Annotated in this window: 12 protein-coding genes and 1 riboswitch; of the genes, 7 read left to right on the top strand and 5 right to left on the bottom strand. The window is 48.4% G+C overall.

Annotation, left to right across the window (positions count from 1 at the left end; all coding sequences use genetic code 11):
* Window positions 1-39 precede the first annotated feature (39 nt).
* Window positions 40-1,842 (top strand): ABC transporter ATP-binding protein, encoded by a 1,803-nt coding sequence (locus JZ784_RS12455; RefSeq protein ID WP_346315089.1) that lies wholly within the window; start codon window positions 40-42, stop codon window positions 1,840-1,842.
* A 105-nt stretch (window positions 1,843-1,947) separates the two neighbouring features.
* Here the strand turns inward: JZ784_RS12455 and phoU are convergent, their stop codons facing one another.
* A complete protein-coding gene (gene phoU, locus JZ784_RS12450) occupies window positions 1,948-2,664 on the bottom strand; it encodes a phosphate signaling complex protein PhoU (protein WP_005013328.1) in 717 nt (238 codons plus the stop codon).
* Window positions 2,665-2,750: 86 nt separating this feature from the next.
* Complete coding sequence (locus JZ784_RS12445; RefSeq protein ID WP_346315088.1) at window positions 2,751-4,097, bottom strand: TolC family outer membrane protein; 1,347 nt, start codon at window positions 4,095-4,097, stop codon at window positions 2,751-2,753.
* A 279-nt stretch (window positions 4,098-4,376) separates the two neighbouring features.
* Between JZ784_RS12445 and JZ784_RS12440 the strand changes: the two genes are divergently transcribed.
* The 6 genes from JZ784_RS12440 to gluQRS all read left to right on the top strand — a co-directional run bounded on the left by JZ784_RS12440 (window position 4,377) and on the right by gluQRS (window position 10,862).
* Entirely contained in the window at window positions 4,377-5,411 is a 1,035-nt protein-coding gene (locus tag JZ784_RS12440; protein WP_346315087.1) for a hypothetical protein, read from the top strand.
* Window positions 5,412-5,507: 96 nt separating this feature from the next.
* Window positions 5,508-5,633, top strand: a riboswitch (TPP riboswitch).
* A gap of 149 nt (window positions 5,634-5,782) precedes the next feature.
* Window positions 5,783-7,678, top strand: a complete 1,896-nt coding sequence (gene thiC, locus JZ784_RS12435) for a phosphomethylpyrimidine synthase ThiC (RefSeq protein ID WP_346315086.1) — start codon at window positions 5,783-5,785, stop codon at window positions 7,676-7,678.
* Between the two features lie 83 nt (window positions 7,679-7,761).
* Window positions 7,762-8,382 (top strand): NUDIX hydrolase, encoded by a 621-nt coding sequence (locus JZ784_RS12430; protein ID WP_346315085.1) that lies wholly within the window; start codon window positions 7,762-7,764, stop codon window positions 8,380-8,382.
* 10 nt (window positions 8,383-8,392) lie between these two features.
* Window positions 8,393-9,202 (top strand): 3',5'-cyclic-AMP phosphodiesterase, encoded by an 810-nt coding sequence (gene cpdA, locus JZ784_RS12425; protein WP_346315084.1) that lies wholly within the window; start codon window positions 8,393-8,395, stop codon window positions 9,200-9,202.
* A gap of 209 nt (window positions 9,203-9,411) precedes the next feature.
* Entirely contained in the window at window positions 9,412-9,939 is a 528-nt protein-coding gene (gene dksA / locus JZ784_RS12420) for an RNA polymerase-binding protein DksA (protein ID WP_005013354.1), read from the top strand.
* Between the two features lie 2 nt (window positions 9,940-9,941).
* Entirely contained in the window at window positions 9,942-10,862 is a 921-nt protein-coding gene (gluQRS, locus tag JZ784_RS12415; RefSeq protein WP_346315083.1) for a tRNA glutamyl-Q(34) synthetase GluQRS, read from the top strand.
* Between the two features lie 147 nt (window positions 10,863-11,009).
* Here the strand turns inward: gluQRS and ftsW are convergent, their stop codons facing one another.
* From ftsW to JZ784_RS12400, 3 genes are all read right to left on the bottom strand, one after another.
* Entirely contained in the window at window positions 11,010-12,206 is a 1,197-nt protein-coding gene (ftsW, locus tag JZ784_RS12410) for a putative lipid II flippase FtsW (RefSeq protein WP_005013359.1), read from the bottom strand.
* A gap of 21 nt (window positions 12,207-12,227) precedes the next feature.
* Window positions 12,228-13,574 carry a UDP-N-acetylmuramoyl-L-alanine--D-glutamate ligase gene (gene murD, locus JZ784_RS12405; protein WP_346315082.1) on the bottom strand — a complete coding sequence of 449 codons (1,347 nt, stop codon included), beginning with the start codon at window positions 13,572-13,574 and terminating at the stop codon, window positions 12,228-12,230.
* A gap of 175 nt (window positions 13,575-13,749) precedes the next feature.
* Entirely contained in the window at window positions 13,750-14,001 is a 252-nt protein-coding gene (locus JZ784_RS12400) for a DUF6587 family protein (RefSeq protein WP_346315081.1), read from the bottom strand.
* Between the last annotated feature and the right edge of the window lie 11 nt (window positions 14,002-14,012).

Here is a 14,012-nt window from a genome sequence, read left to right as displayed (position 1 = left end):
TAGACTCAGCAACAGGATTCACAATAAAAATAACTGCTTATGAATTTATGGCATTTGTTTCAAAAACTTCGGCCTTTTGTCCAGCCTTATCGGGTGCTGGTTATTGCCACCCTTATTTTGACTTTAATTGGCTCTCTCACCGCTCAGGTCAATGCGCTGACGCTGCAATATGCTGTCGACAGCATCAATAAACTGGTAGAAGCCGGCCAAGGCCTAGCAGCTGGCTGGCACATTCTGATCACCATTTCAGCGATTTTGCTGGGCAAGGAAATTTTGAATGCCTTTGTGCAATTTGGGCAAAAATTTTATGGGGAAAAACTGCGGATTTTTGTCTCTCAGGATTTAGCGCAGGGCATCATTGAAAAATTCCTCACCTACCAATTGTCCTTTTTCAATCAAGAAAATAATCAAGCCGGCAAACTGCAGACCCGTATTGACCGCGGCATCGGTTCTCTGACCCGCTTGGTGCAAATCTTCTTTATTGATATTTTACCGTTGTTCACCAGCGCAATCGTGGCGCTGGGCCTCATGTTTTACGCCAATTTTTATGTCGGCTTGGTTGCGCTCAGCATTGTGCCGGTTTATTTTTGGCTGACGTATAAACAGGCGCAGAAATTGGGCGGCTGGCGCCGGAATTTACGCGATGGCCGGGAGAAAAAAAGCCAAGGGATTTTAGGCATCATCAACTCGATTACGGTCATCAAATCCTTTAACCGTGAAAGCATTGAATCAGAAAAACAGCTGAAGCTGCAAAAAGAACTGACTGACAATCAAATGCAGACGCGTCAAGTCAGTTTTTTGTTTGATGGCCTGAAAACCTTTATTGAACAGATCGGTATTGTGCTGATTATCATCTTGACCGCTTATTTTGTTTTAGACGGCCAGATGAGCATTGGCATGATCATGTATCACGTCTTGCTGTTCAATAACGTATCTGCCCCGATCCGTTCACTGCACCGCATTTATGATGAAGTCAATGATGCCATGATTTACTCGGAAAGCTTCTTTAAAATACTGGAAGCTGATGATGAAATTGAATCGACTGGCCAGCAAAAACCGGCCATAAAAGGTGAATTTCAGCTGGAAAATGTCGATTTTTATTATCCTAATGGGCATCATGCGCTTAAAAACATCAACATGACCATACAGCCGAATAAAATCACAGCGCTGGTCGGTTTATCCGGTGCAGGAAAATCCACCCTCATCAGTCTGCTGGATAAATTCTATGAGCCTGACAGCGGGACAATTAAACTTGACGGTATTGATATTCAGGACATAGATACGCATTACCTGCGGGAGCATATTGGATTGGTTCTGCAGAAAAATCATATTTTTCAAGGCTCTATTTTTGAAAATATCCGTTACGGCAAAATCAATGCCCGTTTAGAAGATGTTGTTGCCGCGGCCAAAAAAGCCTCGATTCATGAGCAGATTCTGCAATTGCCGCATGGCTATGAAGCGGATGCCCTCATGCTTTCCGGCGGACAGCAGCAGCGGATTGCCCTCGCCCGCATGTTCTTAAAAAATCCGCCGATTATTTTTTTGGATGAACCGACCGCGAGCTTGGATGCGATTGCCACTGAGCAGATTAAGCACAGCTTAGATGAAATCAAGCAAGGCCGCACCGTGATTATGATCTCGCACAGCCTGTCGCAAATTATTGATGCGGATTATACCTATGTGATGAAAGAAGGCTACATTGCTGAACACGGCGAACATGATGCGCTGTACCATCAGGAAGGCGTGTATAAAGAAATTTTTGATGCGATGGCCAAAAGCCTGAATATTGAGAAAATTGCCAAAACCTTTGAAGATGATGCCGAAGAAGAAACCCACAGCTGAAGCCCACAGAGAGATTCCACCTGCAAGCGCCGCCCGAATAAAATCATCAATGCGCGCAAAAGAAAAAAAGCCTATCGATGGATAGGCTTTTTTATCTCTCTCAGCTTAACGCTGCACTTTCTGCTCAATTTCTTCGACACTGGTATGGCGCACATCAAAGCCTTTCACCATATAGATCACCTGCTCAGAAATGTTGCGCGCATGATCGCCGATGCGCTCCAAAGAACGCAGCACCCACAACACATTGATCACGCGGCTAATATGGCGCGGATCTTCAATCATATAGGTCATTAGAGTGCGGGTAGCTGACTGGTATTCACGGTCAATGTCCGCATCCGCCAGCAGCACTTTCAGCGCCTGATCAACATCTAGGCGCGCAAATGCATCTAAAGCGTCATGAATCATCACGCGGACCTGATTGCCAATGTGGCGGGTTTCCATATAGCCGCGCGGCGAGCCGCCTTCTTCGCATAGGCTCTGCGCGATGCGGGCAATTTTCGCCGCTTCATCGCCAATGCGCTCTAAATCGGTATTGGCTTTTGACATCGCTATCACCATGCGCAAATCGATGGCGGCCGGATGGCGGCGCGCAAGGATCAGCGTCAAAGCCTCATCAATTTCAGTTTCATAGCGGTTGACGGTATTGTCCTGAAACTGGACATCAACCGCCATGGCGGCATCTGTATCCAGCAGCGCATGAATTGCATTCGCCACTTGCTGTTCGACCAAACCGCCCATGGTCATGAATTTGGTGTTCACATCCTGTAAATCTTCATTAAATTGTGAAGAAATATGGTGATTCAACACAGGATTATTTGGCAAGGGATGTACTCCACAGCAGCTGAATTGAGACAGATTTTTAAGCCGATATTAAAGCATAATCATTGTTAAAGTTTTATGACGGCCGGCTATTTCTTTACAGCAGCTTCTGCAGGCCTGACCAGCCATGCGTTCATTTCAGCTAAATCTTTATCGCCCAGACGCCCGACTGAAGCTTTCAGCTGCAGGACGTGCAGCAGGTAATCATATTTCGAGTTCAAATAATCCTGCTTGGCAGAGAATGCGTTGCGCTGCGCCAAAAGCACATCCACCATAGTTTTCAGCCCTTCCTGATACTGCGCTTGCGAAGCTTTAGACACAATGGCGGAGGAATCCATGGCCGCTTTGCGCGCCTGAAGCTTGGCCTGATCAGTTTCCACCTGCAAATAGGATTTTTTTACATCCGTTGCCGCCTTCCGCACCGCGGCATCAAGCAGCGCCTCGCTCTTCTGCACATTGATGGCTGCCCGCTTAATGGATTTTTGCGTGCGCCCGCCGTTGTATATGTTCCAGTTCATCTCGACGCCCACCTGATCAAACTGGCCGTCTTGCGACATGATGGATTCGGGGCTTTGCTTGCTGTAGCCATAGGTGCCGACCGCTTCAACCTGCGGGTAAAGCGCTGCTTTTTCCACACGCTTTGCATCTTCAGCATAGCGGCGCTGGGTTTTGGCCTGCAGTATGCCAAGGTTCTGGCTCATGGCCAGATTTTCCCAGTCTTGCATATTATCCGGCACCGGTTTCTGAAATTGAAAATCCTCACGCAGCACCGCCAAATGATCGCGGTATGACCCAACCAGCTGCTGCAGCTGTTCTTGCGCTAAAATCAGCTGCACATGGGTCGCCATGCGGTTGGCGCGCGCATTTTGATATTGCGCATTGGCTTCGCTGACGTCACTTTTAGCAATCAGGCCTTCGTTCAGCTTGGCATTCATCATTTTCAGCTGTTCTGACAGCGCCTGCTCTTCCTGTAAATTTGCCGCAGTCAGCGCCTGCTGGCGCAGCACATTAAAATAGGCATCCGCCACTTGCAGAATATGATCCTGCTGCTGCAAGCGCAAATTGATCTCACTCAGGTCAATCGAGGTTTTGACTTGCTTCAAGCCTTCCCATGCATCCCAGCGGAAAATCGGCTGACGCGCCGTCAAAGCAAGCTGCTTGGCGGTGCTGCTGTCCGGCAGGGACAGCCCCATGGCTGCGCCGCTTTGATTGGCATTTTGATTCTTTCGGGTGATATTGCCTGAGAGCGTTACTGTCGGCAGCAGGTTGCCATTGGCAATGCCTAAATTCAATTTATCCGCTTCATATTGCAGCTGATTTGCCTGCCAATTCGGATCCGCCAGCTTTGCACGGTCATAAGCGTCCACCAAATCCATAGCCAGCAACGGGGAACTTGCACAAAGCAGGCAAGCGCTGAATAGAAAACATATCTTCATTTTTTTTCGTAAATCCATCACAGCCAGCCATCTTCCGGCAAGGCACTGAATATCAATCTTAAGCAAATCCTAAATTGTTTTACGCTATTTCCAGTATGATTTTTATTAATTTTTATACATTTTTTTCTAACTCTGCCACATTTTTCTGCAATAAATGCTCATACACACGGCGCTGTAACAAACAACTTCACAATACTACACAGTATGATGCAATTTCAGCTATAAAATATCGGCATTCTATCGGACAAATGTATTTTCAACTTTCCTCATTGGGTGCCTGTGCCAAAGCGTTGTTTAACCGCAGCAAAGCGGATCTTTGCATGTTCCTGCATATTCTTGCTGGCGGGCTGTGAGCAGCAGCCTGAACCGCAGCCGTTAAAAGAACCGCTGGAAAATTCGCATGCACGGCATGATGCTGTTGACTTGTCCGCATTATGCCAAAATCTTGAAAAAAACATGAAGGAAATCAACAATCAGCGCACCACTTTTGCATTAGAACAAGTCAATCATGATTTAAAAGTCTGCTTGCCGCTGCAGCCTTTGGCCAAACAGCAGCAGATGCTCCAGCGCTCAAATGAAATGTACCGCAACTTTCTGCAGGTCAGCCGCACAGCGCCTCAGCAAATGGCTTTTGAGCAATATGCCTTTGACATCGCGCAGCACCCAACAATTCATCAAAGCCACTTTGAACAGCTGACAATCCGCGATCAGTATTTGCTGAAACATCAAGGCCAGGCCTATGTGGAGCTGGCGGATTCTGCATCTTCCAATGTGCATTACCGCCGCAGCCCATATTATCTCGCCAAAATTTTTTCGCCCTACATGCCGGAAGCCGAGCGGGTATTTATTGAAAACTTAGCGCTGCAAAATATTGAACCCGCATTCGCCAATCAGTCGCTAAGGATTGAACCTTTTGAAATTGCCCGGCGCGCGCTGTTTTGGGAAGATTATATTCGCACATATCCTCAAAGCTCTTACCGGAAGGATGCACAGCACCTGCTGTATCAGTATAAACTCTTCCTGTTCAAAGGCTTAAAAAAAACACCCGTATCCAGCAATTATGCCGACCCGCAGGATGTGCAGGCCAGCACGATTGAAGAGCTGCATAAAATGTCCAGCCTCCAGCATTCTGAGCTGACCCGCCAAGCCAGCCGTTTCCTGCAATTTTTAGACATGAATGGTGAACAGCGCATTCAGTCCGCTGGCGGTCAAACCGGGTTAAGCCCTTGGCAGCAGCTGGAGCTGTATCTGAATTTGCGCAATCCAGCCCCCCATTATAGACAAGACTGTTTTTCAGACGCCATTTGCCTTTAGCGTCCCTGTCTACAGCAGCAGAGCAATTTATCTGCTTATTGCACAAGTTCAAGCGGCCTGACTATTTTTTATCATCAGACTGCGCTAAAATTTGCCCATCGCTTGACGGAGCGCGAGTAATCCCTCGCTGAGATCACTTAAAAGCATTTGATGTTTTTGAGAGTGAGTACCGTTGAACCTGATCAGGTTAAAACCTGCGTAGGAATCAAGCCAGTCTAAAAACTAAAGCCCGCATTTCACTGTTTCAGAGGCATAGGTCGAAATACCTGTATTCACAGCAAAACCATGCTGGATACACCTTGAAACGGACGAAATCGCCAGCGTTTTTGGTCGTGCTTGATTCGTTGATGTCATTCATAAGGATCATTGCAATGAACCAGTTAACGAATCTATCCCCCGCTGATCAATTGGCTCAACACGAGCAAGAAGCCAAAGATCTGACCCGCATATTGCCCGCATCGAAAAAAGTCTATATCCAAGGCTCACGCCCAGACCTTCAAGTGCCGATGCGTGAAATTGCACTCACCGATACGCCAACCGGCTTAGGCGGTGAAAAAAATCTGCCGATCATGGTCTATGATACATCAGGCGTGTATACCGACCCCAATGTGCAGATTGACCTGAATAAAGGCCTGCCCAATGTCCGTGAAGCCTGGATTGCTGAACGTAGTGATACCGAGCGGTTGAACACCCTCACCTCAAAGTTCGGACAAGAACGCCTGAAAGACATCCGTACTGCCGGCATCCGTTTCGCCCATATCCAAAAACCGCGCCGCGCCAAAACAGGCCGCAACGTCTCGCAAATGCACTATGCCAAACAAGGCATCATCACGCCTGAGATGGAATACATTGCGATTCGTGAAAATCAACGCCAGCATGAAGGCGTGGATATGCGCCAGCATGCAGGGCAAAACTTTGGCGCACGCAATCTCATGGAAATCACCCCTGAATTTGTGCGTAAAGAAGTGGCTGAAGGCCGCGCCATCATCCCTGCCAATATCAATCATCCTGAATGCGAGCCGATGATCATTGGGCGCAACTTCCTGGTGAAAATTAATGCCAACATCGGCAACTCTGCGTTGGGTTCTTCGATTGATGAAGAAGTGTCAAAGATGACCTGGGCAACCCGCTGGGGCGCAGACACCATCATGGACTTGTCTACGGGTAAAAATATTCATGAAACCCGTGAATGGATTATCCGTAATTCACCGGTTCCAATCGGCACTGTACCGATTTATCAGGCTTTGGAAAAAGTGGATGGCGTGGCTGAAGATTTAACCTGGGAAATTTTCAAAGACACGCTGATTGAACAAGCCGAACAAGGCGTGGATTACTTCACCATTCATGCAGGCGTGCTATTGCGCTATGTGCCGATGACCGCGAATCGCCTGACAGGCATTGTGTCCCGCGGGGGCTCAATCATGGCGCAATGGTGCTTAGCGCATCATACCGAAAACTTCCTGTATACTCATTTCGATGAAATCTGTGAAATCATGAAAGCCTATGATGTCTCTTTCAGTCTAGGCGATGGTTTGCGTCCGGGCTGCATTCAGGATGCCAATGATGAAGCGCAGTTCAGCGAGCTGCGCACCTTAGGCGAACTCACTCACCGCGCATGGAAACATGATGTGCAGGTGATGATTGAAGGTCCGGGGCATGTGCCAATGCACATGGTGAAGGAAAATATGGATTTGCAGCTGGAAGTATGCCAAGAAGCGCCTTTCTATACGCTTGGGCCACTGACCACTGATATTGCCCCCGGTTATGACCACATTACGTCTGCCATTGGCGCAGCCATGATTGGCTGGTACGGCACAGCCATGCTCTGTTATGTGACCCCGAAAGAGCATTTGGGCCTGCCCAATAAGAAAGATGTCAAAGACGGCATTATTACGTATAAAATCGCAGCCCATGCAGCAGACCTTGCCAAAGGGCATCCCGGCGCGCAGGTGCGCGATAATGCCCTGTCTAAAGCGCGTTTCGAGTTCCGCTGGGAAGATCAGTTCAATTTGAGCTTAGACCCGGATACAGCGCGCTCAATGCACGATGAAACCATGCCGAAAGAGGCGCATAAATCAGCGCATTTCTGTTCCATGTGCGGGCCAAAGTTCTGCTCGATGAAAATCACGCAAAATGTCAGGGATTACGCGCAAAATCAACAAAATACCAAACTGGCTGCTGAAAGCCCCGCAGCCATTGATGCAGGCATGCAGGCCATGAAAACGGCCTACCATGAACATGGTCAAAAATTGTACCACAAACTGTAACTGCGTAAAAAAAAATTGGTGTTCTTTTAAATCTCAGTTAGGATGAAAACGGCCGTTTTCATCCTTTTGCATTTTTTAAGCATATGAATATTATTAAACAAGCTTCATATAACAAAAAAGATTTCACTGTTGAAGGGCGTGAATATCAATTCAAAGGCTTTATTCAAGTTGAAAAAGTCAGCCTCCGGCACCGCCTGTTCGGGCAAGATCAGTTCACTGCGGTCATTCACAGAGAGCTGATTCACCGTCCGGAAGCTGCCGGCGTACTGATTTATCATGACCACCAGGAAAAATTTGCCTTAATTGAGCAATTCCGCATCGGCGCAATCGATGATGCCGAATCGCCTTGGCAGCTGGAAATTATTGCCGGCGTATTGGATGGCGATGAATCTGCTGAAAACTGCATCCGCAGGGAAAGCTTAGAAGAATCGGGCTGTGAACTGGATGCGCTGCAGCATCTGTTCAGCTTCTATCCTTCGGCGGGCGCGTGTTCAGAACTGTTCCATTTGTATGCCGCGCAGGCGGAATTGCCTGAACATGGCGGCATTTTCGGCAGGCCGGACGAAGGCGAAAATATTCAGCTGCATATTTTTAATTATGCAGACCTGCCTGAGCTGCTTGCCGGCGGTCGGTTAAAGAATGCTCCCGTCATTATGGCCTTGCAATGGCTGCAGCAGAAAATTCATACTATAAAGAGTGTCTAAGGGGAAGGACATGCCTTTATCAAATCACACAGATTCATCTTCAGGCTGGACGATTGTCCAAATTTCAGATACGCATCTCATGGATCAGGATGATCTAGAATTTGCAGCCATGAATCCTGAACAAAGCTTTCATGCTGTCATTCAGCATATGAGACAGCACCTGCCCGATATTGACGCCATCATTCATACCGGCGATTTAGCGCAAGTGCCGGTCTCAGAAACCTATGACCGCTATTTACGCTTTATGCAGACGCTGGACCTGCCGCATTTTCAAATTCCGGGGAATCATGACGATACGGCCATTTTCCCTTTTCACCGCCAGCAAGACCGCGCGCACATGCTGAGCTTTGGCAATTGGCGCCTCATTCTGCTGAACAGCGCCGTTGAAGGGAAAGTCGATGGCTGGGTTGCTCAAGAACAGCTGGAGCAGCTGGATCAAATGCTGTCAGAACAGGCGGATCAGCATATCATCATTGCCTGCCATCACCACCCCTTTGCCATGCAGTCCTTCTGGATTGATCAGCATAAGCTGAAAAACGCAGATCATTTGCTGGATGTGATTGCCAAGCATCAAAATGTTAAAGCTGTACTGTACGGCCATGTGCATCAGGATTCCCGCAATGAGCGCCACGGCGTGCAGTTTTTATCCACGCCGTCAACCAGTGTTCAGTTCAAGCCGCATAGCGATTCTTTCGCGCTGGATGAGTCTATGCCGGGTTACCGTGTGCTGAATTTAAAAGAAAATGGTGAATTTTCGACGCACGTGATTCGCGTAAAAATCAATCAGCCCAAAATTAATGTTGAAATTTCAGGTTATTAACTTTTCATTTTGTTTCTTTTGCATTAAGTTATTGCATCTGATGGAAAAGTGATAGTTAGAAACCCGACATCTAAGACTATCAAAATCGAAAAAAAGTCTATATGATGACGACCCCTGCAGGAGGAATCTCCCAAAAGGGTCGATAAAAACTTGCATATCACCATATTTTTTGCGTATAGATAATATGCATATGATGAGGAATGCCCTATATGGCGAATGACAACCAAAATCAAGTCTTAGACGCACAAACTGATACAGCAGATGAAAAATCTGTAAAACGCGTCCGCAAAGCGAAGCCAAAGGCATCTGAAGGTGGTTCTACTGCTAGCTTATTTGGTATTGAACCTTATCAGCCTAAGAAAAATGAAGAATACATGTCTGAAGGGCAGCTTGAGCACTTCCGGCGTATCCTGCTGGCATGGAAAGCTGAACTGATGTCTGAAGTGGACCGCACTTTAAACACCATGCAGGATGAAAATACTGCGCTTCCAGACGTCAACGACCGTGCAACGCAGGAAGAAGAATTTGCGATTGAATTGCGTACGCGTGACCGTGAACGCAAATTAATCCGTAAAATTGAGCAGTCAATCGAAGCCATCAAAAATGATGACTACGGTTTCTGTGAAACTTGCGGTATTGAAATTGGCTTGCGCCGTTTGGAAGCCCGTCCGACTGCCACTCTATGTATTGACTGCAAAACACTGGCAGAAATCAAAGAGAAGCAAAATAACGGTTAAGCATGTTATTGAATAATCCTCCCCTAACCCCTCCTTTACCAAAGGAGGGGGACAGCAGGATGGCTTATGTGGGCCGGTTTGCGCCATCGCCAACCGGCCCTTTGCATTTTGGATCTTTAATTACCGCAGTCGCCAGCTATTGCGACGCCCGCGCACATCATGGCCAATGGCTGGTGCGTATTGAAGATACCGACATTCCGCGCATTTCCCCAGGCAGTGAAGATCACATTCTTCGTTCAATTGATGCTTTTCAGTTTGAGCCTGATGCCGACATCATCTTTCAAAAAAACCGCCTGAATTTCTATGAATCTGCCATTGAGCAGCTGCATCAGCACGGCTTGGTGTATGCCTGCCAATGCACCCGGAAAATGCTCGGCTCGAATCATATTTACCAGGGCACCTGCCGCAATCTGAACTTGGCTTTAAAAGATCAGGCCATTCGGGTCAAAGTCAGCGATCAGGAGATCTGCTTTACTGACCGCCTGCAGGGAATCCACTGCTCGAACCTGCAGCATGATCTTGGCGATTTCGTGCTCAAACGCCGCGATAGCATTATCAATTATCAGCTGGCAGTGGTGGTGGATGATTATCTGCAGGGCATGACGCATGTCGTGCGCGGCGCAGACCTCTTAGACAATACTGAACGGCAGATTTGGCTGGGTCGGTTGCTGGGTTATCCGCAGCTGCAGTATATGCATTTGCCTTTAGCGATGAATGATCAGGGGCAGAAACTGTCTAAGCAGAATATGGCGCAGGCGCTGGATTTAACACAGGCGCCGCAGCTTTTACAGCAGGCTTTACGCGCTTTGCGCCAGCCGGAAGTCGAATTAAACAGCCCAGCTCAAATGCTTCAGCAGGCTGTCGCGCAGTGGAATACAGACTTGATCCCGCACAGCACAGAACTGCGCGGCATCTATTTGTAAAGGCAGCCAGCAATACCCCCTGACAGCCGTGCAAATGATCCGCTGATATCTCTGCTTCCAGACTGCTGTTCAATCAACCCCTCTGCTCAATAAAAAAACCGGACACCGCCTTTACGCTGTCCGGCCCGAATCTTGCCCATCAATCATTTAAAAGCTGGATTCTTCTTTGCTTGGGTTGGTCTGGCAAGTGGTGGCTTCAATTTTGAGAATCAGGCTGATCATCACCGCGCACATAATCAAGGATGAGCCGCCATAACTGATAAAGGGCAATGTTAAGCCTTTGGTTGGCAGCATGCCCATGTTCATGCCGGCATTCACTAAAATCTGCAGCAGGAAAATAATACTGATGCCATACGCCAAATAGCCCGCACGCAGGTACTGGTTTTTCAGCGCGCGATGGCCGATTTTAATGCAGCATACCACCATGGTGAATGACAGCACCAAAACCGTCGTGATGCCAAAAAAGCCGAATTCCTCACCTAAGATAGCCAGCATGAAATCAGTATGCGCTTCCGGCAGATACGACATTTTTTGAATACTGTGGCCCAGCCCCACACCAAACCACTCACCGCGGCCAAACGCCATTAAGGCATTCGACAGCTGGTAGCCAGTCCCTAACGGGTCTGCCCAAGGGTTAGTGAACGACAGCGCGCGCTGCAGGCGGTAAGGCTCGAACACAATCGCAATCACCAAGCCGGCAATAATAAACGCCATGAAAGCGATAAACTGAATCGCCGGTGCGCCTGCAAGGAAAAATACCCCGAGGATCATTAAGACAATGACAGCGGTCGCGCCTAAGTCTGGCTCTGCCAGAATCAAACCCACGGTAATAATCATCACCACACCCAGCCGCACAAGGCCAGAAACACTGGTCCGCACTTCTTCCGCCCTGCGCACGACATAATCTGCAGTAAAAATCGCCATCATGACTTTGGCGACCTCTGAGGCCTGCAGGGTAAAACCGGCTATCCGAATCCAGCGCGTTGAACCATTGACCTCGGTTCCCGCCACCAGCACCACCGCCAGCAGCAGAATCGTCAGCAGCCACAGCGGGAAGGTATTGTTGAACCAGACATTCATCGGCACTTTATAGGCCAAGAATGCCGCAACACCGGCCACAAGAATTGAAATCCCGTGCCGTGTAATATAGTGAAATGCATTTTCATGCAGACGGTCTGCATACGGCATTGATGCCGAAGCCACCATAATGGAGCCTAAACACAACAGCGCCAGCACGCAAAAAATCAGCACATTGCGCATGTTGACTTCGGCAGGCAGCCGAGGCGCCCACCGGTCATAGGCTTCATTTATCTTACTGATGGTCGTCTGAGCTAACCCAGCCATACAACGTTCCTTATCATTCTTTTAAGCCAGTGAATTCACGCAGTCAACAAACTGATGACCGCGTTCGCTGTAACCTTTAAACATATCAAAACTTGCGCATGCAGGTGACAATAGCACGACATCATTGGCCTGCGCATGCTGCTGGCAAATTTCCACCGCTTCTTTCAGCGTTGCCGCATGCAGCAGCGCTGTTGTCCCCGCAATCGCCTTCTCAATGATTGGGCGGTCTTCACCAATCAGCACCGCCACTTTAGCGTATTTGCTGAGCGAGTCACGCAGCGCTGTGAAATCCTGCCCCTTGCCTTGCCCGCCCAAGATAATCGCCACTTTGCCGCCTTGGGCTTCAATGGCGGCGCCTAAGCCATCAATCGCCGCCAGTGTCGCGCCAATGTTGGTGCCTTTCGAGTCATTGTAGTAACGCACACCCGCCAATTCTTTTACGAATTCACAGCGGTGCTCGAGGCCTTTAAACGTCTTCAGGGTATTCAGCATGCTGTCTAAAGGCAGGCCGATCGCTTCACCCAGCGCCAGGCAAGCCAAAGCATTCGCCACATTGTGCGTGCCTTGAATATACATATCCGAGCTTTTCAGCAGGCGCTCACGCCCGCGCGCCAGCCAAATTGTGCCGTCATCATCCCGCAAGATGCCAAATTGATTCATATCCGGCGCATTCAAGCCAAAGCTTTGCATCGGCGTTGCGTCCGGCACCAGCGGGCGGGTTAAAGAATCATCACGGTTAAACACCACTTTTTTCACAGCTTGGAAGATGCGGTGCTTCGCAGTGTGATAGCCCATCATATCGCCGTGGCGGTCTAAATGATCTTCACTCATATTCAATACAACAGCAACTTCCGCCGCTAAATTGGAGGTCGCTTCCAGCTGGAAACTGGAGAGTTCAAGCACATACAGTTCTGGATCATCTTTGGTTAAATCCAGTGCAGGACGCCCTAAATTGCCGCCCACCGCGACTTTTTTCCCGGCTTCTTTCGCCATTAAGCCCAGCAGCGTGGTCACGGTGCTTTTGGCATTAGATCCGGTAATGGCGACAATCGGCTTATCTGTTGCCCGGCGCAGAATCTGAATTTCACTGACAATCGGAATGCCTTTGGCTGCTGCGGCCTGAATTTCCGGCAGTTTTGGATCCAGCCCTGGGCTGATGACAATTTCTTCGGCCTGAAGCAACAGCTCTTCATCTAATTGGCCAAAACTGGCTTGCACTGCAGCAGGAATCTGGTCATGGCCTGGCGGGGTAGCTCTTGAATCTGTAACAGCAACGCGGTAACCGTGTTCATGTAAAAAATTAACCGCGGCGACACCTGAAATTCCAAGTCCAGCAACGACCTTTAAACCACCACGCTGTATTAACATTTTTGCCCCATTTTATGGTTTGTTTTTAAAACTGACAAAATGTTAGCACTTTGCTGTTTTGAATGCTTTTTCAGTTTTGACTTTCTGGCGGTTTTTTTGTGTCAGCGCGTAAAAAAACCGTCATAAAAATGACGGTTTTTCTATTTTGCTAAAAAGCGCTTTCAGCAATCGGAACTTATTTCCACTTCACGGCCTGCACTTCCGGGTTTTTTTCAGCAGGCGTGTCCGATGCAGAGCATCCGCAGCTGCCGCCGCAGCCTGCAACCATGGCAGGCTTTAAACGTTTCGCCACAGCCGTCCAGCCCTGCTTTTGAGCCACATTCGATAAAGACAGAAAGAACGCGTACGATGTTTTCGGAAAAACTTTCTTAAACACCACGACAGCACTCCAAATCACCAATGCAGCCACGATTAGAACTTCAATCATTTTAGTCTCCT

Origin of the sequence: Acinetobacter sp. CWB-B33 (assembly GCF_039655955.1) — a bacterium.
GTDB classification, from domain to species: domain Bacteria; phylum Pseudomonadota; class Gammaproteobacteria; order Pseudomonadales; family Moraxellaceae; genus Acinetobacter; species Acinetobacter bouvetii.
This window is presented reverse-complemented; position numbering and strand designations above follow the sequence as displayed.

Bases quoted from the DNA above. Each gene is read 5' to 3' on its own strand.
- JZ784_RS12455 (WP_346315089.1), top strand. From the start codon at position 40: ATGAATTTATGGCATTTGTTTCAAAAACTTCGGCCTTTTGTCCAGCCT.
- JZ784_RS12445 (WP_346315088.1), bottom strand. From the start codon at position 4,097: ATGAAGATATGTTTTCTATTCAGCGCTTGCCTGCTTTGTGCAAGTTCC.
- thiC (WP_346315086.1), top strand. From the start codon at position 5,783: ATGAACCAGTTAACGAATCTATCCCCCGCTGATCAATTGGCTCAACAC.
- JZ784_RS12430 (WP_346315085.1), top strand. From the start codon at position 7,762: ATGAATATTATTAAACAAGCTTCATATAACAAAAAAGATTTCACTGTT.
- cpdA (WP_346315084.1), top strand. From the start codon at position 8,393: ATGCCTTTATCAAATCACACAGATTCATCTTCAGGCTGGACGATTGTC.
- dksA (WP_005013354.1), top strand. From the start codon at position 9,412: ATGGCGAATGACAACCAAAATCAAGTCTTAGACGCACAAACTGATACA.
- gluQRS (WP_346315083.1), top strand. From the start codon at position 9,942: ATGTTATTGAATAATCCTCCCCTAACCCCTCCTTTACCAAAGGAGGGG.
- ftsW (WP_005013359.1), bottom strand. From the start codon at position 12,206: ATGGCTGGGTTAGCTCAGACGACCATCAGTAAGATAAATGAAGCCTAT.
- murD (WP_346315082.1), bottom strand. From the start codon at position 13,574: ATGTTAATACAGCGTGGTGGTTTAAAGGTCGTTGCTGGACTTGGAATT.
- JZ784_RS12400 (WP_346315081.1), bottom strand. From the start codon at position 14,001: ATGATTGAAGTTCTAATCGTGGCTGCATTGGTGATTTGGAGTGCTGTC.